Genomic DNA, 19,867 nt, shown 5'->3' on the forward strand with positions numbered 1-19,867 from the left:
TGGTTTGCCCCGCCTGCGGGTTTGTCAAGCGGTTCCGCTATCGTTTGCGGGGCAGTGACTGCACGAGGCAGTGGCTGCGCCGTGACCGAACTGGGATGGACGTTGCCCGACCAGCGCGAACTCGCCACCGCCGCCGCTCTCGCCCTCCCCCGGTTCGTGGGCTCGACCGCGCTCTTCCACGCGGCGGTCGCCGAGCGGATGGGCGTCACCCCGACCGAGCTGCACTGCCTGCACCTGCTCCACGGCAGCGTCAGCGACTCCCCCTCCGAACTCGCCCGGCTGCTGGGGATGAGCACGGGCGCGTTCACCCGGCTGCTCGACCGGATGGAGCGCCACCGGCTCGCCGAACGCGCCCCCGATCCCGCCGACCGGCGGCGGCTCGTCGTCCGCCCGCTGCCCGACCGGATGGCCGAGCTCGCCGAGCTGTACGCGCCGATGGCGCGGTTCGTCGGCGAACGTCTCGCCCGCTTCGACCGTCGCCAGCTGATGGCCCTGCTCGAATTCCTCACTGACGGCACCGCGGCCGCGGAACGGTCGACCGGCGACCTGCCGGATGTGACCCAGGCCATATCGAGTTGACTAACTCTACGGTTGTTGCGTTAACCTGGTTCCACTATGAGGAACTGAACTGCGCCCATCCCGCCTGAGGCGGCACCCGGTCGAGCCGACGCTCCCGCGTGCCACGACGCCCGGCCGGGATCCCGCTTCTTCCCCCAGGGCTCGGTGATCGCACATGTCTCCCGTTTTTCCGTTGCAGGCCAAGGACGTCGTCTTCGGCTACGGCACCCGCGTCGTCCTCGACGGCGTCTCCCTCACCGCGTCGGCCGGCCAGCGGCTCGGCCTGGTCGGCGAGAACGGCACCGGCAAGTCCACGCTGCTCCGGCTGCTCGCCGGGCTCGAAGAACCGCGCTCCGGTGCGGTGCTCCGCGGCCCGGACGTCGGGTTCCTGCTGCAGGAACTGCCGTTCCCGATGAACGCGACCTTCGCCGACGTGCTCGACGACGCGCTCGCCGAGATCCGCGCCGCCACGGCCCGGCTCGACGAGCTGACCGCGGCCATGGCCGACCGGCCCGACGACGCGGCCGCGCTCGAGGAGTACGGCCGGGTGCTGGAGTGGGCCCAGGCCCACGACCTGTGGGACGCCGACCGCCGCGCCAAGCTCGTCTGCGACGGGCTCGGCCTCGGCGGCCTCGAACCCGGCCGCCGGCTCGGCACGCTCTCCGGCGGGCAGCGGTCCCGGCTCGGGCTGGCCGCGCTGCTGGTCCGGCAGCCGGAAACGCTGCTGCTCGACGAGCCGACCAACCACCTCGACGGCGGGGCGATGGAGTTCCTGGAACGCCACCTCACCGAGCTGACCGGGATCGTGGTGCTGTCCTCGCACGACCGGGTCTTCCTCGACGCCGTCTGCACCGACATCGTCGACCTCGACCCGGCCGCGGCCGACCGGCAGGCCGGCGGCGCGGTCCGCTACGGCGGCAGCTACACCGATTACCTCGGTCACAAGAAGGCCGAGCGGGCGCGCTGGGAGCAGCGCTACGCCGAGGAGCAGGAGGAGCTGAAGGAGCTGCGAGAAACCGTGGCCGTCACAGCCCGGAACGTCGCCTACGGGCGCGCCCCGCGCGACAACGACAAGTTCATCCACCACTTCAAGGGCGCCCGCGTCCAGAAGACGATCTCGCGACGGGTGCGGGACGCCGAGCAGCGCCTGGAGAAGCTGGAACGCGACCAGGTGCGCAAGCCGCCGGCGCCGTTGCGGTTCCGGGCGGACCTCACCGGCCGCGCGAACGGCGACGGCCCGGCGATCTCGGTGCGGTCACTGGAGGTTCCGGGCCGGCTGAGCCTGCCCCGGCTGGACGTCGGCGGCTCGGCCCGGTTGCTCGTCACCGGCGGGAACGGCGCCGGGAAGTCGACGCTGCTGTCGGTGCTGGCCGGGCGGCTCGCGCCCGCGGCCGGAACGGTCCACTTCGGACAGGGGGTCCGGGTCGGCCTGCTGGAGCAGGACGTCGTGTTCGCTTCACCGGAGCGAACCGCCGCCCGGGTCTACCGGGACACGCTCGGCGAAGACGCTCCCCCGCTGAGCCGGCTCGGCCTGCTGGCGTCCCGGGACCTGCGGCAGCCGGTGGGGGCGCTGTCGGTCGGCCAGCGGCGGCGGCTGGCCCTGGCGATCCTGCTCGCCGACCCGCCGGACGTGCTGCTGCTCGACGAGCCGACCAACCACATTTCGCTGACTCTGGCGGAAGAACTGTTCGCGGCACTGGAGACGGCGCCGGGCGCGGTCGTCATCGCCTCCCACGACCGGTGGCTGCGCCGGGACTGGTCCGGCGACCACCTGGAGCTGGCCGGCGGCCGTCCCGCCGCGGTATAGACCGTTATACGGCCGAAGGGGGGAAAGTGCCCCCTTCGGGTCGTCAGAGGGAGATGCCGAGGAGGGCGTCGACGGCGTCGCGGATCAGGCCCGGCGCTGTCGGGTCGTTCCCGTCGCGGCGCAGCGCCTCGTTCGCCCACGCGTCGACCGCGGCCAGGGCCTTCGGCGTGTCGAGGTCGTCGGACAGGTGGTCGCGCAGCCGCCGGACGGTGTCCTCGGCCGCCGGTCCGGTGGGCAGCGAGACCGCGTCCCACCAGCGCGCGAGCCGGGCTTCGGCGTCGGCCAGCAGCTGATCGGTCCAGGGGCGGTCGTCGCGGTAGTGGCCGGCGAACAGCGCCAGCCGGATCGCGCCCGGGTCGACCTTGTCGGCGCGCAGCCGCGAGACGAACACCAGGTTCCCGCGCGACTTCGACATCTTCTCGCCGTCGAGGCCGATCATCCCCGCGTGCACGTAGTGGCGGGCGAACTGGCCGTCCTTGGCGACGGCCTCCGCGTGCGCCGCGCTGTACTCGTGGTGCGGGAAGATCAGGTCCGAACCACCGCCCTGGAGGTCGAAGCCGAGGCCCAGCCGGTTGACCGCGATCGCGCTGCACTCGATGTGCCAGCCCGGACGGCCCGGGCCGAGCTCGGACTCCCACGACGGCTCGCCTTCGCGGGCCACGCGCCACAGCAGCGCGTCCAGCGGGTGGCGCTTGCCGGCGCGGTCGGGGTCGCCGCCGCGCTCGGCGAAGAACTTCGCCATGGTTTCGGCGTCGTAGTTCGACTCGTAGCCGAACCTCCCGGTCGCCGCGTGGTCGAAGTAGACGTCGGGGAACTCCGGGTCGTCCGCGCGGTAGGCGCTGCCGTTGGCCAGCAGCTTCGCGATGACCTCGACGATCTCCGGGATGCTCTCGACGGCGCCGACGAACTGCCGCGGCGGGAGGACCCGCAGCGCGGTCATGTCCTCGCGGAACAGCGCCGTCTCGCGCATGCCCAGCACGACCCAGTCGTCCTTGTCACGCGCCGCCCGCTCCAGCAGCGGCTCGTCGATGTCCGTGACGTTCTGCACGTAGTGGACGTCGTGCCCGTTGTCCCGCCAGATGCGGTTCACCAGGTCGAAGGCCAGGTACGTCGCGGCGTGCCCCAGATGTGTCGCGTCGTAGGGCGTGATGCCGCAGACGTACATCCGGGCGGTGGCGCCGGGCGCGGTCGGGCGGATCTGCCCGGTGGCCGTGTCGTGGAGCCGCAGCGGGCGGGGGGTGCCGGGGATGCGGGGCACGTCGACCGATGACCAAGTCTGCATACCCCCGACTGTAATTGCCCGGCGTTCAAGCCTTCCCAAGCGGTGGGACGAGCCTCACTCGCGCGTAGGCTCCGATGGCGCGCGCGAGCCACGACGGCAGCTCCGGATCGGCCCGTTCGGCCAGCTCCCGCTGCCGGGGATCGTTCAGGTACAGCTCGCCCATCGCGGCGTAGGCCGGGGCGGTCGGCGACCAGAAGTGGCTCACGGACTCGTAGTGCTCGGCGACGGCGTCGAGCGCGGCGGGGTCCTCCGGCGCGGCGCCGGAGCGCATGACGGCGGCCAGCCGGCGGAACAGCGCGGCGCTGCGGGCGGCGGCGTGCTCGTAGTCCGCGGCGGTGAGTCCGGCCTGGGCGGCCCGGGCGGTGTCGAAGACCGCCGCGGCGCCCTCGCCGAACGTCTCGCGGTACTGCTGCCGCATGGCGGCGCCGTCCTTGCGCAGCCCGGCGAAGAAGCGCTCCGGATCGTCGATCCGGGCGTGGCCGAGGTCGGTGATCGTCTCCTCGACGGTCGCGATGACCCGGTCGAGGCGCCGCCGCTCCTGCTCGAGCTGGGCCAGGTGCCCGCGCAGCGCGGCCGCCTCGTCGACCTGGTCGCCCAGCACGGCACCGATCTCGGCCAGGCCGAGCCCGAGCCGCCGCAGCAGCAGGATGCGCTGCAGGCGCAGCAGTTCGTGCCTGCCGTACCAGCGGTAGCCGTTCGCCGTGACCGACGCGGGGGTGAGCAGGCCGATCGCGTCGTAGTGGCGGAGCATCCGCGCCGAGACGCCGGACGCCTTCGCGACCTGGCTGATCGAGTACTGCATCAAGTCAGCTTAGAAGTTGACCTTCACACCGTGTCAACTTTTACCGTGATGCTCGTGACCACGACCATCACCGGCGCGCGCCTCTTCGACGGCGAGCGCCTCACCGCCCTGACCGCCGTCCGGATGGAGGGCGGCCGCATCACCGCGATCGGGGACGCCACCCTGCTCCGGCCGGGCGACAAGCACGTCGACGCCCGCGGCGGCACCCTGCTGCCCGGGCTGATCGACGCCCACGTGCACCTGCTGCCCGGCGCGCCCCGGCAGGCGCTCACGTTCGGCGTCACCACCGTGCTCGACATGTTCAGCAAGCCGGACACGGTCGCCGACGCCCTGGCCGCCGGACCGGACTGCGCCGACGTGCGGTCGTCGAGCATCGGGGCCACCGCGCCGGGCGGGCACCCGAGCCTGATGTACGCGCCGTTCCCCACCGTGACGGGTCCGGGGGACGCCGAGCGGTTCGTCGCCGACCGGATCGCCGAAGGGGCGGCGCACCTCAAGGTCCTCTACGACGACGGCAGGGGTGGCCCGATGCCGATGCCGTCGCTGGACGTGCCGACGATCGCCGCGCTGACCGAGGCCGCGCACGCGGCCGGCCTGGTGGTGGCCGCGCACGTGTCGACCGCCCGCGCGGCCGTGGACCTGCTCCGCACCGGCGTGGACGTGCTGGCTCACGTGCCGTTCGACGCGCTGTCCGCGCACCAGGTGGACGCGATCGCCGCGGCCGGGGTCGCGGTGATCGCGACGCTGTCGATCGCCGACGGCTTCCCCGGCGGCTCGCTGCTCGACGAGCCCGCGCTCGTCTCCCGGCTGGGCCCGGCGTGGTGCGCGGTCCTCGAACGGCAGGCGCAGCGGTGGCTGCCACCACAGCTGCCGGACTTCGCCGCCGCGCGGGACAACGCGCGGCGGCTGCACGAGGCCGGCGTGCTGGTCCTGGCCGGCACGGACGCGCCCAACCCGGGCACGGTCCACGGCGCGAGCCTGCACCGCGAGCTGGGCCACCTGGTGGCGGCGGGGCTCACCCCGGCGGCGGCGCTGACCGCGGCGACCGCGCGTCCCGCGGACGTGTTCGGGCTGGCCGACCGCGGCCGGATCCGGCCGGGCCTGCGCGCGGATCTCGTGCTGGTCGCGGGACGCCCCGACGAGGACATCACCGCGACCCGGCGGGTTTCGGCCGTCTGGAAGCAGGGAGTCCGGGCGGACTTGGCGGGTTACGTCGGCTCGGCCGACGAGCAGGCGGGACTCGCCGCGTTGCGGGCGCAGACGGAGAAGGTGATCGCCGCCGTCCGCGCCCGGCTGGGAGGGCCCACCGCGGCCGTGGGTGGTGAGGCGGGTTAGAACCCGCCTCACCACCCACGACCGGCTACGGCGGCTATCGGCGGGTGCGCAAGTAGTCCCCCACCACCGCCGCGCCGAGGCCGTCGAGGTCCGGGGCGACCACCCGGCCACCCGACCGGCGCGCGATCAGGTCCACGAACGACGTCAGCCGCGGGTCGTCGCCGAGGCGGAACACCGAGATCGAGGCGCCCAGCTTGGCCAGCCGGTCCACTTCGGACAGTGTCTTGTGGAGGGTCCGCGGCTGGGGCGGGTAGTCGAAGACCGCCTCGCCGTCGGGTTCCAGGTGGGCCGTCGGCTCGCCGTCGGTGACCATCAGGACCACCGGCTGGGCGTCCGGGTGCCGCCGCAGGTGCTGCCCGGCGAGCAGCAGCCCGTGGTGGGCGTTGGTGCCCTGCTCCCAGGCGCCCTCCAGGCCGACCAGCTCCGGCAGCTCCATCGACTGCGCGTAGCGGCCGAAGGTGATCAGCTGCAGGGCGTCGTTGCGGAAGCGGGTGCTGATCAGCTGGTGCAGCGCGAGCGCCGTGCGCTTCATCGGCAGCCAGCGCCCTTCCGACACCATCGACCACGACGTGTCGACCAGCAGCGCCACCGCCGCGCGGGACCGGTGCTCGGTCTCGACCACTTCGACGTCCTCGACGTCGAGGCGCACCTGCCTCTCGCCCACCGAGACCGAGCGCAGGACGGCGTTGCGGATGGTCCGCGGCACGTCCCAGGGCTGCATGTCCCCGAACCGCCACGGCCGGGACGCGCCGGTGGGCTCGCGCTCGCCGGCCGCGCCCGCCGATTCCGTCTCGCGTTCGCCGGTCTTGCCGCGCAGCGCGTTCACGATGTCGGACAGCACCGTCTCGCCGAGGCGCCGCAACGCCTTGGGGGACAACCGGAGCGAGCCGTCGGCGGCCCGTTCGAACAAGCCCTGGCGGCGCAGCTCGCGCTCCAGTTCGGCCAGCCGGCGGGCGTCGACGCCCGCGTCCTTGCCGAGCTGGCGCTCCAGCGCCTCCAGATCGATGTCCTCCAGCCGCGCGCCCGGGTAGGACTGGCCGAGCTGTTCGGCCAGCGCGTCCAGCTCGGCGAGGTCCTGCATGGCCTGGGCGCCTTCGCCCATGCCCAGCGGGTTGTTGCCGCGGAAGCGCGCCGACCCCGTCCAGTCCTCGCCCGGCCGCGCCGCCTGCAGCTGACTGTCCAACCGGGACAGTTGCTGGGCCAGGCGCGGGTCGCCGAAGGCCTGCTGGGTCAGCTCGGCGAGCTCGGCGCGCTGTTCCGCCGACATCGAGTTCAGCATGCGCTGGGCGGCCGCCGACCGCTCGGCCAGCGCGTCGATCAGCTCTTCGACGGTGCGGGGGTCCTCCGGGAAGAACTCGCCGTGCTTGCCCATGAAGTCTTCGAAGCGCTGCTGGATGTCCTCGGCGCCGCGGGCGTGCGCTTCGAGGAGGTCGTTGAGGTCGCCCAGCATCTCGTTGATCCGCTCGACGTCCTCGGGCCCGGCGTTCTGCAGCGCCTGCTTCATGCCCTGGAACCGGGACTCCATCAGCTCCTGGCCGAGCAGGTCCCGGATCTGCTGGTAGTTCTCCCGGCCCTGTTCGGAGCGCCAGTCGTAGTTCGCGAGCTCGTTGACGGCCGCGGCCGTGCCCGGCGGCAGCGCGTCGAGCTGGGCTTCCCGGAAGCGGGCCTCGTCGTCCGGGTCCGGGAACAGCTCGCGGCGCTCGGCGTCGAGGGCCTCCTGCAGCAGGCGCTGGACCTCCTGGAGGGTGCCGTCGAGGTTGTTGCGCCGCTGGATCTGCGACCGGCGCTGCCACAGGCGCCGGGTCAGCTCGTCGAGCCCCGCGGTGCGGTTCGTGCCGCGCCGCAGCATCTCCTCCAGCGCGGCCCGCGGCGAGGCGCCGGCCATCACGTCCTGGCCGATCTCCTCGAGCGCGTCACGCAAGTCAGCCGGCGGCGCGAGGGGGTCCGGCCCGTCGTGCCACGGGCCGTAGGAGTAGCCGTCGGGAAGCGGGACCGCGGTCATCGGCCGTAGACGGTCGTCGCGTCGTCGGAGTCCTTCGCGAGCCTTCGCGACAGGAACAGCATCTCGAGGGCGAGTTCGACGGCGGCCGCGATCCGCCCGGCGGGCTCGTCGGCGGCGACGCCGGCGCGCTGGGCGACCTCGTGCAGCACCGGCAGTTCGGGCAGGGCTTCGAGGACGTCCTTGCCCGGCACGCGCTCGCCGGTGGCCACCAGGTGGCCCTCGCCGACCGCGTCGGCCAGCGGCCGCAGGTCAAGACCGGCGAACCGGTCGCGCGCGGTCTCCGCGATCGCCATCCGCAGCAGGTGCACGAGGTGCTCGATCTCGCGGCCCTCTTCACCGGGCTCGAACTCGATCTTGCCGCGCAGCACCGACGGCACGGCGTCGAGGTCGACCGGGCGCGCCACGGCGGGCTCCTCCCCGGTCAGCGCCGAACGCCGCAGGGCCGCGGCCGCCACGGTTTCCGCCGCGGCGACGGCGAACCGCGCCGACACGCCGGAGCGCTGGTCGATCACCGTGGATTCCCGGAGGTTCCGGACGAACCGGGCGAGCACCTCCAGCAGCGGCTCGCCGACTTCGGCGACGAGGTCGGCCTCCTGCTTGACGACGGCGACCTCGGCCTCGACGTCCAGGGGGTAGTGCGTGCGGATCTCGGCGCCGAAGCGGTCCTTCAGCGGGGTGATGATCCGGCCGCGGTTGGTGTAGTCCTCGGGGTTCGCGGTGGCGACGAGCAGGACGTCCAGGGGCAGCCGCAGCGTGTAGCCGCGGACCTGGATGTCCCGCTCCTCCATCACGTTGAGCAGCGCGACCTGGATGCGCTCGGCGAGGTCGGGCAGCTCGTTGATGGCGACGATGCCGCGGTGGGCGCGCGGGACCAGCCCGAAGTGGATGGTCTCGGGGTCGCCGAGGCTGCGGCCTTCGGCCACCTTCACCGGGTCGACGTCGCCGATCAGGTCGCCGACGGAGGTGTCCGGCGTGGCGAGCTTTTCGGTGTAGCGCTCGGAGCGGTGGCGCCAGGCGACCGGCAGGTCGTCGCCGAGTTCGGCGGCACGGCGGATCGACGCGGGCGTGATCGGCTGCAGCGGGTGTTCGCCCAGCTCGGAGCCCTCGATGACGGGCGTCCATTCGTCGAGCAGGCCGGCCAGGGTGCGCAGCAGGCGGGTTTTGCCCTGGCCGCGTTCGCCGAGCAGCACGACGTCGTGGCCGGCCAGCAGCGCGCGTTCGAGCTGCGGCAGCACGGTGCGGGAGAACCCGACGATGCCGGGCCAGGCGTCCTCGCCGTTCCTGAGGGCGGTCAGCAGGTTGTCGTGGATCTCTCGGGCGATCGGGCGCGGCTCGTACCCGGCCGCGCGCAGGGCCCCGGCGGTGCGGGGAAGAGCGTCTGGAACAGCGTTCACCTCCTCGACGCTACTGCCGGATCGGCGGTGCGTCGACGTGGAGCGGCTCCAGCGTGGGCGCGCTGCTGTCTTGCCCGCCGGACCGGTAAAATAGGGCGTCGTGTGCCGTCCCAGTGCGACTTTCGCCGTCTGGTCGAGCGCGTGGCTCAACGGGGCCGCCGCGTCCGACGATGTCCTCGATGCCCTGCTCGCGTGGGGTGAGGCCCATGACGTCGTGGCCGCCGACGCGGCCGCGGCCGAGGCTTTCGCGCTCCCGCTGGCGTTCAACCGGGCGGCCACACCGGTCCAGCTGCTGATGGCGCTGCGTTCGCAAGGAGCGAAATCCCTCCAGCTGGTCCTCCCGGTTCCCGGCGACGTCCGCGGCCTCGGCGGCGGTGGTCCGTTCACCGAGGCGGCGTTGCGCGCGGGTGACGCACTGGTGCTCTCCGAGCTCGGCTTCGGTCTGGTGCCGGAGCCGATCGCCGAAGGCCTGGTGCGCTGGACGGTCTACTCGCTGACGTCGCCGGAGTACGTGGCGCTCGGCGAGGCCGAGCACGGGCTGACCGACGCGATCCGGGCCAGCGCGGGGGCATTGCAGACCCTGGACGTGGCCTCGGACCGGCCGGGCGTGCGCGCGGAGCTGTCGGCCCACCTGCGCTCGCGGCCGGACGTCGACTGGCCGGCCGGGACACCGGGGCGCGCGTTGCGGGTGCTGCAGCGAGCCGAGGAGATCGCGGCGATCCTGGCCATCGCGTCCTCGGACGACCCGGGCGGAGCGTTGTCGGCATCGGCTTCGACGTTGCGCGCCCAGGCACTGCGGCCGCTGTCGGACGCGGTCCGGACGGCCCGCTGCGCGGCGGTCAACGAGGCGGTGCGGGTGTTCGCGGAGCAGACGGCCCGCGAAGGCTGAGGTCCCGCGCGTTGAGCGAGGACACCTGGGCCGCGATCGCCGACGATTTCGCCGACGGTGCCTACGCGTCCGTGAAGGGGCGCGTGCGCACCTACGTGATGCACCGCCAGCTGCTCGAACACTTGCCCGCTCCGCCGGCCACGGTGCTCGACGTCGGCGGCGGTGCCGGCCACCAGTCGTTCCCGCTCGCCCGCGCGGGCTACGACGTCACCCTGCTCGACTCCTCGGCGGCGATGCTCGACAAGGCCCGGCAGCGGATGCCGGACCGGGTGACGCTCGTGCACGCCGACGGCGCGAACGCCGAAGAGGCGGTCGCCGGCCGCCGCTTCGACGCCGTCTTGTGCCACGGCGTGCTCGGCTACCTGGAGCGGCCGGAGCCCGTGCTCGACCAGCTGTGCCGGTGCGCCGCCCCCGGCGGCCTGGTCTCGATCATGGCGGGCAACGCCGACGCGTCCGCCGTGCGCCCGGCCATGGAACGGCGCTGGGAGGACGCCCTGGCCGCGTTCGACGCCCGCGCCGAAATCGGGGTGCTGGGCCTGCCGACGCACGCCGGCACGGTAGCCGAGCTCAGCGACGACCTCCGCCGTCGCGGGGTGGAACCCCTGCAGTGGTACGGAGTCTGGCTGTTCGTCGACTGGTTCGACCTCAGCGGCACCGAACTGGACCCGGCCGACGCCGAACGGGTCGCGGCCGTCGAATTCGAGGCCGGCCGGCGGGATCCGTACCGCCGGCTCAGCCGCATCTTCCACCTCGTGGGGCGCCGGACCTAACGCGCGGGTCGCTTCGCCGGTTCGCAGCAGCCGATCGCGCACGGCGCACCGTTGACCGTGCAGCCCGCCGCCGGGAACGGGGACAGCTTGCGCGGCCGGACGCCGTGCGTGTGCTCGCGGATCAGCTCCACCACCAGCTCGGCGAACCGCGGATCGCTGCCCGCGGTCGCCGCGCGGGCGAACTTCATCCCGTGCTCGGCCGCGCGGTCCGCCGCCTCGTTGTCCAGGTCCCAGATCACCTCGAGGTGGTCGGACACGAACCCGATCGGCGAGACGACCACGCCCGGCACCCCCGCCTCGTGCAGCGCGTCGATGTGGTCGACGATGTCCGGCTCCAGCCACGGTACCTGCGGCGGCCCGGACCGGGACTGCCACACCACGTCGTAGGAGCCGATACCCGCCTCGGCCGCCACCAGGCGAGCCGCCTCGGCGATCTGGCGCGAGTAGCGGCGGCCGCCCTCCGCGGGCGGGCCGGACGCGCGATCGGCGCTGTCCGGCACCGAGTGCGCCGTGAACACCGTGCGGATCCCCGGCTCGTCGCCCAGCGACGCGTGGGCCGCGCGCACGCCGTCGGCGACCGCCGAGACGAACAGCGGGTGGTCGAAGAACTGGCGGATCTTCACCAGCTCCGGGGCGCCGGCCCCGACGGACGCGCGGGCGCGCTCGATGTCCTCGTCGTACTGGCGGCACGCCGAGTAGCCGCCGTACGCGCTCGTGGGAAACACCAGCACCCGCTTCGCGCCCTCCGACGTCAGGGAAGCCAGTGTCTCTTCGACCATCGGGTGCCAGTTGCGGTTGCCGAAGTGCACCGGCAGGTCCATGCCGGCCGCCGCGAGCTGCTTCCCGACCGCGGCCATCGCGTCGCGGTTCAGCTTGTTGATCGGCGAAACCCCGCCGAAGTGCTGGTAGTGCTCGGCGACCTCCAGCAGCCGCTCGCGCGGCACCCCGCGGCCCCTGGTCACGTTCTCGAGGAACGGCATGACGTCGTCCGGCCCTTCCGGACCGCCGAACGAGAGCCACAGCAACGCGTCGTATCCCACCCCGTCATCTTGCCGATGTGGCGGCCCGCACGCCGACTCGGGCCCGTTGTGAATCGATCAGTCCAAAACTCTGGTACGGTGTCCCCCATGGCCAGGCCACGGGAGTTCGACGAGACCGCCGCCGTCGAGAAGGCGATGCACGCCTTCTGGGAGCGCGGCTACGAAGCGACGTCGACCCAGGACCTGTGCGACGCCACCGGACTCGGCCGCAGCAGCGTCTACAACACCTTCACCAGCAAGCGAGCGCTCTTCGGGCGCTCGCTGGCGCACTACACCAGCACCCAGCTCGACAAGCGCCAGGCGATCCTCGACGGGCCGGGCACCGCGGCCGAGCGGCTCGACGCGGTCCTGCGCAGCGCCATCGAAGACGACCTCGAAGAGCACCGCCGCGGCTGCCTGGTGGTCAACACCCTGGCCGAGCTCGGGGTGCCCGACGACGAAGTGGGCGCCGCCCTGCGGGCCGACACCCACCGGAACCTGACCATGTTCGCCGAGTGCGTCCGCGAAGGCGTGCAAGACGGAAGCCTCCGGGACGGCCTGGACCCCGCCGAGGTGGCGGAGTACCTGCTCAGCACCACTTCGGGCCTGCGCGTGATGGCCCGCCGCGGTTCGAGCCGCGACAGCATGCACGCGGTGGCCGATCTCGCCCTTTCGGCCCTCACGCGCTGACCACCGCAGGACCGGGTCCGCCCGCGCCCTGATTTTGGACCGATCGATACACAACAGGAGGAGAACCCATGCCCCTGGCCGTCTTCGTCCTCGGGCTCAGCGTGTTCGCGCTGGGCACGTCCGAGTTCATGATCACCGGCTTGCTCCCCGGCATGGCCGCCGACCTGCACGTGAGCATCCCCGACGCCGGCCTGCTGATTTCGGCGTTCGCCATCGGCATGGTCGTCGGCGCCCCGCTGCTGGCGATCGGGACGCTGCGGCTCCCCCGCCGCCGCACGCTGCTGGCCCTGCTCGGCGTGTTCGCCGTCGCGCACGTCGTCGGCGCCCTCGCCGAGGGGTACGCGCTCCTGTTCGCGACCCGCGTGATCGCGGCGTTCGCCTGCGCCGGGTTCTGGGCCGTCGCGCTGGCGACGACGATCGCGCTCGTCCCCGCCGAACGGCGCGGGCGCGGGATGGCGGTGCTGGTCGGCGGGCTGACCGTGGCCAACATCGCCGGGGTGCCCGCCGGCACGTTCCTCGGCCAGCACGCGGGCTGGCGGACGGCGTTCTGGGCGGTGACGGCGGTGACGCTGGTGGCGGTCGCCGGAGTGGCGCTGCTGGTGCCGGAGACGACCGGCGGGCCGCTGAGCCTGCGCGGTGAGCTGCGGCTGTACCGGCGGGGCCGGGTCTGGCTCGCACTCGGCGTGATCGCCCTGTGCCAGGCCATGATCTTCGCCGCGTTCAGCTACCTGGCGCCGTTGCTGACCGAGACCGACGGCCTGCCCGGCGAGTGGGTGCCGGGGGTGCTCGCGCTGTTCGGCGTCGGCGCGCTGATCGGGATCAGCGCGGGCGGGCGGCTGGCCGACCGGCGGCCGTTCGCCACGCTCTACGGCTGCCTCGCGCTCGCGCTGGCCGCGTTGCTCGTGCTCGCCCTGACCACCGACGCGCTCGTGGCCGTCGCGGCCGTGCTCGTGTTCGGCGTGGCCGCGTTCGGCGCCAACCCGGCGCTGAACCTGCGCGCCTTCCAAGCCGCCGGCGACGCGCCGACGCTCGTCGGGGCCAGCACGACGTCGGCGTTCAACGTCGGCAACACCGCCGGGCCGTGGCTGGGCGGGGTCGCGATCGACGCCGGGCTCGGCTTCACGGGCGTCGCCTGGACCGGGATCGCCCTCGGCGTGGCGACACTGGCCGCGCTCACGGTCGCCGCCGCCGTCCAGCGCGGCGACGACCGTGCGCTCGTGGCCGTGTGAGGCTCAGCTGCCGAGGAAGTGGACCCCGCCGTCGACCATGATCATCGACCCGGTGGTGGCGGGCAGCCAGTCCGACAGCACCGCGCAGACGCTCTTCGCCACCGGGTCCGGGTCCGTGCTGTCCCAGCCGAGCGGCGCGCGGTCGCCCCAGCCGTCTTCGAGGTCCACGAAGCCCGGGATCGACTTCGCGGCCATGGTCTTCATCGGGCCCGCGCTGACCAGGTTGACGCGGATGCCCTGCGGGCCCAGCTCCTTGGCCAGGTACCGGTTGACCGACTCCAGCGCGGCCTTCGCGACGCCCATCCAGTTGTAGACCGGCCAGGCGACGCGGGCGTCGAAGTCCATGCCGACGATCGAGGAACCCCGGCCCAGCAGCGGCAGGCACGCCTTCGCCAGCGACATGAAGGAGTACGCCGAGACGTCGACGGCGGTCTTGACGTCCTCGGCCGGGGCGTCCATGAACGGCGCGCCGAGGCAGCTCTGCGGGGCGAACCCGATGGAGTGCAGCACCCCGTCGAGGCCGTCGACGTGCGCGCGGACCTTGTCGGCGAGGCCGTCGAGGTGCTCCTGGTTGGTGACGTCGAGCTCGATCACCGGCGCCTCTTCGGGCAGCCGCTTCGCGATGCGCTCGACCAGCGACATCCGGCCGAAGCCGGTGAGCACGACCTTGGCGCCTTCCTGCTGCGCGATCCTGGCCGCGTGAAAGGCGAGCGAAGCGTCGGTGATGATGCCGGTGATCAGCAGGCGCTTGCCTTCGAGCAGTCCGGGCACGGGTCCTCCAAGTCTTGTTCTGGGTGAGGGAAAGATCAGTGGCCGAGGCCGAGGCCGCCGTCGACGGGCAGCACCGCGCCGTTGACGTAGCCGGCTTCCTCCGAGGCCAGGTACCGCACGGCGGCGGCGATCTCCGACGGCTCGGCGTAGCGGCCGGAGGGCACCTGCGCGAGGATCTCCTTCTTGCGGTTCTCGGGCAGTTCGTCGGTCATGTCGGTGTGGACGAACCCGGGTGCGACCACGTTCGAGGTGATGTTGCGCGAGCCGAGTTCGCGGGCCAGCGACCGGGCGAAGCCGACGAGGCCGGCCTTCGACGCCGCGTAGTTGGCCTGGCCGGCCGAGCCGGAGAGCCCGACGACCGAGGAGATGAAGACGAACCGGCCCCACTTGCCGCGCAGCATCCCGCGCGAGGCGCGCTTGGCGACCCGGTAGGCACCGGTGAGGTTCGCGTCGATCACGCGCTCGAACTGCTCGTCGCTCATCCGCATCAGCAGCGTGTCATCGGTCAGCCCGGCGTTGGACACGAGCACCTCGACCGGCCCCTGGTGCTCCTCGACGAGCTTGAACGCGGCGTCGACCTGCTCGGTGTCGGTGACGTCCGCCTGGACGCCGAACAGGCCATCGGGCGCGCCCGAACCACGGTGCGTGACGGCGACCCGGTGCCCCTGCTCGGCGAGGTCCCGGGCGATCGCCAGACCGATGCCCCGGTTGCCCCCGGTGACCAGAACCGACCGTCCCACTGTGCTCTCCACTCTTCGTCTGCGCGGCTGACGCGCACGAGGTTATCGGCAGTGCCCGCGGGTCGTGCAGCCGCGCCCGGGCTCGCCGCGACCGTCCTAAGCCCGTGTTAGGAACCGCCTCCCGACCTTGCTGGTTACCCGCTGGTTGGTCACCGTGAGTCGCAACACAGGAGGTCGACGATGACAACCCGGCTCACCCCCACCGCCGCGCCCGCGGTCGGCGAAAAGCGCGTGATCGGCAACGTGCTGCGCGGCTCGATCGGCAACTTGGTCGAGTGGTACGACTGGTACGCCTACGCCGCGTTCACCACGTACTTCGCCAAGTCCTTCTTCCCGACGACGGACACGACCGCCGCCTTCCTCGGGTCCGCGGCCGTGTTCGCCGTGGGGTTCCTCATGCGGCCGCTGGGCGGGTGGATGCTCGGCCGGTTCGCCGACCGGTTCGGCCGCCGCAGCGCGCTCGTGCTCTCGGTGACGCTGATGGCGGGCGGCTCGCTGCTCATCGCCGTCACGCCGAACTACCACACGATCGGGATCGCCGCGCCGATCCTGCTGCTGACCGCCCGGCTGATCCAGGGCCTTTCGGTCGGTGGCGAGTACTCCACCTCGGCGACGTACCTGTCCGAAGTGGCCACGCCCGGCAAGCGCGGCTTCTACTCGAGCTTCCAGTACGTGACGCTCTACGGCGGCCAGCTGCTCGCCCTGGGCCTCCAGCTGATCCTGCAGGCCCTGCTCACCGAGCAGCAGCTGACGTCGTGGGGCTGGCGGATCGCGTTCGGCGTCGGCACGGTCGCCGCGCTCACCGTCATGTGGCTGCGGCGCGGAATGGACGAATCGGAGAGCTTCCGGCGCAACGCCGGGGAAGGCAAGGGCGACCGCGGCACCCTGCGCGCGCTGGCGAAGTACCCCAAGGAGATCGCCCTCGTCGTCGGCCTGACCCTCGGCGGCACGGTCGGCTTCTACACCTTCGCCACCTACAGCCAGAAGTTCCTCGAGAACACCGCGCACATCCCGCGGCGGCAGGTCACCATCGTGCTGTTCTGCGCGATCCTCGTCGCCGCGTTCCTGCAGCCGGTGTTCGGGCGCCTGTCCGACCGGATCGGCCGCCGTCCGCTGCTGCTGTTCTTCGGCATCGGCGGCACGCTGCTCACCGTCCCGCTGATGACGGTGATGGGCTCGACCCGCAACCCCGTCGGCGCGTTCTTCCTCGTGCTGGCCGGGCTCGTCATCGTCGCCGGGTACACCTCGATCAACGCCATCGTGAAGGCCGAGCTGTTCCCGACGAAGATCCGCGCCATCGGCGTCGGGCTGCCCTACGCGCTCACCGTGGCGATCTTCGGCGGCACCGCCGAGCTCATCGCGCAGGCGCTGAAGAGCGCCGGGCACGAGCAGGTCTTCTTCTGGTACGTCGCCGGGACCGTCCTGGTCTCCCTGATCGTCTACGGCACAATGCGGGAAACCTCGAAGACCTCCGAGCTCGAAGAGCGCTGACAAGGGGATGGCCGTGCGCGTGCTCCTCGTCGAAGACGACGCGGGTGTCGCCGGCGCGCTCGCCGAGTCGCTGCACGCGCGCGGTCATCCCGTCACCAGCGTCGCCCGCGGGGCCGACGCCCTGCACCACCACCGCACGGCCGACCTCGTCCTGCTGGACCTGGGCCTGCCCGACCTGGACGGCCTCGACGTGCTGCGCAAGATCCGGGCCGTCTCGCCGGTGCCGGTGATCGTGCTGACCGCCCGCGGCGACGAACGCTCCGTGGTGCGCGGGCTGCGGCTCGGCGCCGACGACTACCTGACGAAGCCGGTCCGGCTGGCCGAGCTGCTGGCCCGGATGGACGCGGTCGTGCGCCGGGCGGTGGCCCGCGCCACCCCGGCCGGGGACGTCGTGCGGATCGAAGACGTCGAGATCGACCTCGGCGCCCGCCGGGTGCTCGTCGCCGGGCACGACATCGGGCTCACCACCAAGGAGTTCGAGATCCTGGCCGTGCTCGCCGTGCGCCCCGGCACCGCGGTCAGCCGCCAGCAGCTGATGGACGAGGTCTGGGGCGACGCCTACCTCGCGGTGTCGCGCTCGCTCGACGTCCACCTGACCGGGCTGCGCGCCAAGCTGGACCGGCCGGGCCTGCTCACCACCATCCGCGGCTTCGGCTACCGGCTCGGCCGGGACTGACCCCGTGCGCGCCCGGCTGCTGGTGGTACTGGTCGCCCTCGCCCTCGCGGTGGTCGCCGCGTTCGCCGTGCCGCTGCTGACCGCCACCGCCGAGCAGCGCACCCAGCAGCTGGTCATCTCCCGCACCGCCGACGTCGACCGGTTCGTCGTGCTCGCCCAGCAGGCCGTCGACACCCACGACCCCGCGGCCCTCGCGGCCGACGCGGAACGCTACGCCGAGCTGTACGGCGAAGGCGTCCTCATCGTCGACGCCCGGCGCCTCCCGCTGGTCCAGGCGGGCGGGCTGACCGCGGGCGACCCGGCGGTGCGCGCGCTGGTGGAAGCGACCATGCGCAACGAACCGGCGCCGCGGGTGGACCGGCTCGACCCGTGGTCGGCCGCACCGGCCTACTTCGCCCGCCCGGTCGGCACCGGCACCCGCGTGTCCGGGGTGGTCGTGCTGCGCGCGTCGGTGACGGCGGCGGCCGCGGACGTCGCCACCCGGTGGGGCACCATCGGCGCCGGCGCGGTGCTGGTCGCGATGGTGTTCGTGCTGCTCGCGGTGCTGCTGGCCCGGTGGATGGTGCGGCCGCTGCACGAGCTCGAGACCGGCGTGCTGGCCGTGGCCGGCGGGCACCGCGCGCACGTCCCGGAACGCACCGGGCCGCGCGAGCTGCGGTCACTGGCCGCCGAGGTCAACCGGATGTCCGAGGCCGTGCTCGAAGCCGCCGAGCAGCAGCACCGGCTGGTCGCCGACGCCTCGCACCAGCTCCGCAACCCGATGGCCGCGCTGCGCCTGCGCGTCGACTCCCTGGCCGGGCGCATCGACGGCGACGACAAGACCTACCGGGCGACCGTCGCCGAGGTCGAACGCCTGGAGAAGCTCCTCGACGGCCTGCTCGCGCTCGCGCTGGCCGAGAGCACGGCGACCAGGGTCGCGGCCGGCGGGGCCGACGAGGCGTGCGACCTGGCGTCCGTGCTCGCCGAACGCGTCGACGCCTGGCGCCCGGCCGCCGAGGACGCCGGTGCGACGATCGTGCCGCCGCTGAGCCACGATGAGCCGGTGACCGTGCGCTGCCCCGAAGGCGAGCTCGCGCAGATCCTCGACGTGCTGCTGGACAACGCCGTCCACTACGCCGGCCGCGGGGCGAAGATCGCGACCGACTGGGAAAGCGGCGCGTCGACGGCCACGCTCGTGGTCGCCGACGACGGGCCGGGACTGTCCGAAGAGGACAGAGCGCGGGCGACCGAACGGTTCTGGCGCGCGGGTGGCGAAGGTGCCCCGCGCGGTACCGGGCTCGGCCTGGCCATTGCGCAGCAGCAGGTGCGCACCCGCGGCGGCGTCCTGGACCTGCGGCAGGCGGACCCGCACGGCCTCGAAGTCCGCGTCACGCTGCCGCTGCGGGAGGTGCCGGGATGACGCTCACCCGCCGCACGGCCCTGCTCGGCGGCCTCGGCCTCGCGGTGGCCGGGTGCTCGACGGCAGGCTACCGCGGCCCGGAACGCCCGCTCACCATCGCGGCCGGCGAGCGCGGCGGGTTCTACCTGGCCTTCGCCAAGCTCCTCGCCGCCGAGCTGAACCGCGCGGAACCGCTGCTGCACGCCACCGCCCTGCCGACCGAGGCGAGCGTCGCCAACGTCGGGCTGGTGCAGCGGGGCCAGGCCGACCTGGGGCTGGTGCTCGCCGACATCGCCCAGACCGCGCTCGCCGGCGGTCCCCCGTTCGCCGGGAAGGTCCCGCTGTTCGCGCTCGGCCGCGTCTACGAGAACTACCTGCAGCTCGTCGTGCGGGCGGACGGGCCGGTGCGCGACCTCGCCGACCTCGCCGGGCGGCCGGTGTCCCTGGGCGCGAGCGGCTCCGGGGCGGCACAGCTGGGCGAGCGCCTGTTCGCCAAGGCGGGGGTCGCGGTGGACGCCCGGCACCTGCCGTTCGAAGACGCGGTCCAAGCGCTGGCGCGCCGCCGCGTCGACGCCATGCTGTGGTCCGGCGGCGTCCCGACGCCGAGGCTGGCCGAGCTCACCCTCACGACCCCGATCGCGCTGCTCCCCCTGGATTCGGTGGTGCCCGCCCTGCGCGCGGCCTACGGCCCGGTCTACGACCAGGTCCACGTCCCCGACGGCGCGTACCGCGGGGTGGGCGCGCTGAGCACGATCGGCGTGGCCAACCTGCTGGTGTGCGCGCCGTCCCTGCCCGACGACGTCGCCGCGGCCGTGGTCCGGCTGCTCGTCGAACGCGCCACGGCGCTGGTGCCCGCCGAAGCCGTCGGAACGCAGTTCCTCGACGTCCGGCCGCTGATCGGCACCCAGCCGGTGCCCCTGCAGCCCGGCGCGGCAGCCGCTTATCGGGCCCTCCACGGCTGACTGTGCTGATGGTTCCCGATCCGACCTCAGCCACGGCCGCATGGTTCGGCGACGCCGGTCGCGTGCCGCGGA

At 73.2% G+C, this 19,867-nt stretch carries 18 protein-coding genes; 11 read left to right on the top strand and 7 right to left on the bottom strand.

Annotated elements, in window-relative coordinates:
* Positions 1-102: 102 nt before the first annotated feature.
* Positions 103-579 (top strand): MarR family winged helix-turn-helix transcriptional regulator, encoded by a 477-nt coding sequence (locus IE317_RS01680; protein WP_191306380.1) that lies wholly within the window; start codon positions 103-105, stop codon positions 577-579.
* Positions 580-733: 154 nt separating this feature from the next.
* Positions 734-2,365 (top strand): ABC-F family ATP-binding cassette domain-containing protein, encoded by a 1,632-nt coding sequence (locus IE317_RS01685; protein WP_191306224.1) that lies wholly within the window; start codon positions 734-736, stop codon positions 2,363-2,365.
* Between the two features lie 43 nt (positions 2,366-2,408).
* Here the strand turns inward: IE317_RS01685 and mshC are convergent, their stop codons facing one another.
* On the bottom strand, positions 2,409-3,647 hold the full coding sequence (gene mshC / locus IE317_RS01690) for a cysteine--1-D-myo-inosityl 2-amino-2-deoxy-alpha-D-glucopyranoside ligase (protein WP_191306225.1): 1,239 nt from the start codon (positions 3,645-3,647) through the stop codon (positions 2,409-2,411).
* A gap of 25 nt (positions 3,648-3,672) precedes the next feature.
* Positions 3,673-4,449 (bottom strand): MerR family transcriptional regulator, encoded by a 777-nt coding sequence (locus IE317_RS01695; RefSeq protein WP_191306226.1) that lies wholly within the window; start codon positions 4,447-4,449, stop codon positions 3,673-3,675.
* Between the two features lie 48 nt (positions 4,450-4,497).
* On the opposite strand from IE317_RS01695, the gene IE317_RS01700 reads away from it, so the two are divergent.
* Entirely contained in the window at positions 4,498-5,784 is a 1,287-nt protein-coding gene (locus IE317_RS01700; protein WP_229902404.1) for an amidohydrolase family protein, read from the top strand.
* 34 nt (positions 5,785-5,818) lie between these two features.
* On the opposite strand, the gene IE317_RS01705 is transcribed toward IE317_RS01700, so the two are convergent.
* Together IE317_RS01705 and IE317_RS01710 are read right to left on the bottom strand one after the other, a co-directional pair.
* Entirely contained in the window at positions 5,819-7,786 is a 1,968-nt protein-coding gene (locus IE317_RS01705) for a vWA domain-containing protein (RefSeq protein ID WP_191306227.1), read from the bottom strand.
* Positions 7,783-9,180 carry an ATP-binding protein gene (locus IE317_RS01710; protein ID WP_191306228.1) on the bottom strand — a complete coding sequence of 466 codons (1,398 nt, stop codon included), beginning with the start codon at positions 9,178-9,180 and terminating at the stop codon, positions 7,783-7,785. The genes IE317_RS01705 and IE317_RS01710 overlap by 4 nt, the downstream gene beginning before the upstream one ends.
* Positions 9,181-9,280: 100 nt before the next feature.
* Between IE317_RS01710 and IE317_RS01715 the strand changes: the two genes are divergently transcribed.
* Positions 9,281-10,069 (top strand): hypothetical protein, encoded by a 789-nt coding sequence (locus IE317_RS01715; RefSeq protein ID WP_191306229.1) that lies wholly within the window; start codon positions 9,281-9,283, stop codon positions 10,067-10,069.
* A gap of 11 nt (positions 10,070-10,080) precedes the next feature.
* On the top strand, positions 10,081-10,839 hold the full coding sequence (locus IE317_RS01720; RefSeq protein ID WP_191306230.1) for a class I SAM-dependent methyltransferase: 759 nt from the start codon (positions 10,081-10,083) through the stop codon (positions 10,837-10,839).
* Here the strand turns inward: IE317_RS01720 and IE317_RS01725 are convergent.
* Positions 10,836-11,879: a ferrochelatase gene (locus IE317_RS01725; protein ID WP_191306231.1), complete on the bottom strand. Its 1,044-nt coding sequence runs from the start codon at positions 11,877-11,879 to the stop codon at positions 10,836-10,838. The genes IE317_RS01720 and IE317_RS01725 overlap by 4 nt on opposite strands.
* An 87-nt stretch (positions 11,880-11,966) precedes the next feature.
* Here IE317_RS01725 and IE317_RS01730 point away from each other — a divergent pair, with 87 nt between their 5' ends.
* Positions 11,967-12,548 (top strand): TetR/AcrR family transcriptional regulator, encoded by a 582-nt coding sequence (locus tag IE317_RS01730; protein ID WP_191306232.1) that lies wholly within the window; start codon positions 11,967-11,969, stop codon positions 12,546-12,548.
* A 68-nt stretch (positions 12,549-12,616) separates the two neighbouring features.
* Positions 12,617-13,777, top strand: coding sequence for a Cmx/CmrA family chloramphenicol efflux MFS transporter (locus IE317_RS01735; RefSeq protein WP_191306233.1), 1,161 nt, complete (start codon positions 12,617-12,619; stop codon positions 13,775-13,777).
* 3 nt (positions 13,778-13,780) lie between these two features.
* Here IE317_RS01735 and fabI read toward each other — a convergent pair whose 3' ends face one another.
* Positions 13,781-14,548, bottom strand: a complete 768-nt coding sequence (gene fabI / locus IE317_RS01740) for an enoyl-ACP reductase FabI (protein WP_191306234.1) — start codon at positions 14,546-14,548, stop codon at positions 13,781-13,783.
* Between the two features lie 35 nt (positions 14,549-14,583).
* Positions 14,584-15,288, bottom strand: coding sequence for a beta-ketoacyl-ACP reductase (gene fabG / locus IE317_RS01745; RefSeq protein WP_191306235.1), 705 nt, complete (start codon positions 15,286-15,288; stop codon positions 14,584-14,586).
* A gap of 180 nt (positions 15,289-15,468) precedes the next feature.
* On the opposite strand from fabG, the gene IE317_RS01750 reads away from it, so the two are divergent.
* The 4 genes from IE317_RS01750 to IE317_RS01765 are packed head-to-tail and all read left to right on the top strand — an operon-like array spanning position 15,469 to position 19,795.
* Positions 15,469-16,779 carry an MFS transporter gene (locus tag IE317_RS01750; protein ID WP_191306236.1) on the top strand — a complete coding sequence of 437 codons (1,311 nt, stop codon included), beginning with the start codon at positions 15,469-15,471 and terminating at the stop codon, positions 16,777-16,779.
* A gap of 7 nt (positions 16,780-16,786) precedes the next feature.
* Positions 16,787-17,455, top strand: a complete 669-nt coding sequence (locus IE317_RS01755; protein ID WP_191306237.1) for a response regulator transcription factor — start codon at positions 16,787-16,789, stop codon at positions 17,453-17,455.
* Positions 17,456-17,459: 4 nt separating this feature from the next.
* Entirely contained in the window at positions 17,460-18,854 is a 1,395-nt protein-coding gene (locus IE317_RS01760; protein WP_191306238.1) for a sensor histidine kinase, read from the top strand.
* A complete protein-coding gene (locus IE317_RS01765; RefSeq protein WP_191306239.1) occupies positions 18,851-19,795 on the top strand; it encodes a TAXI family TRAP transporter solute-binding subunit in 945 nt (314 codons plus the stop codon). Before IE317_RS01760 ends, IE317_RS01765 begins: the two co-directional genes overlap by 4 nt.
* The last annotated feature ends 72 nt before the right edge of the window (positions 19,796-19,867 follow it).

The organism is Amycolatopsis bullii, assembly GCF_014654205.1.
Lineage (GTDB): Bacteria > Actinomycetota > Actinomycetes > Mycobacteriales > Pseudonocardiaceae > Amycolatopsis > Amycolatopsis plumensis.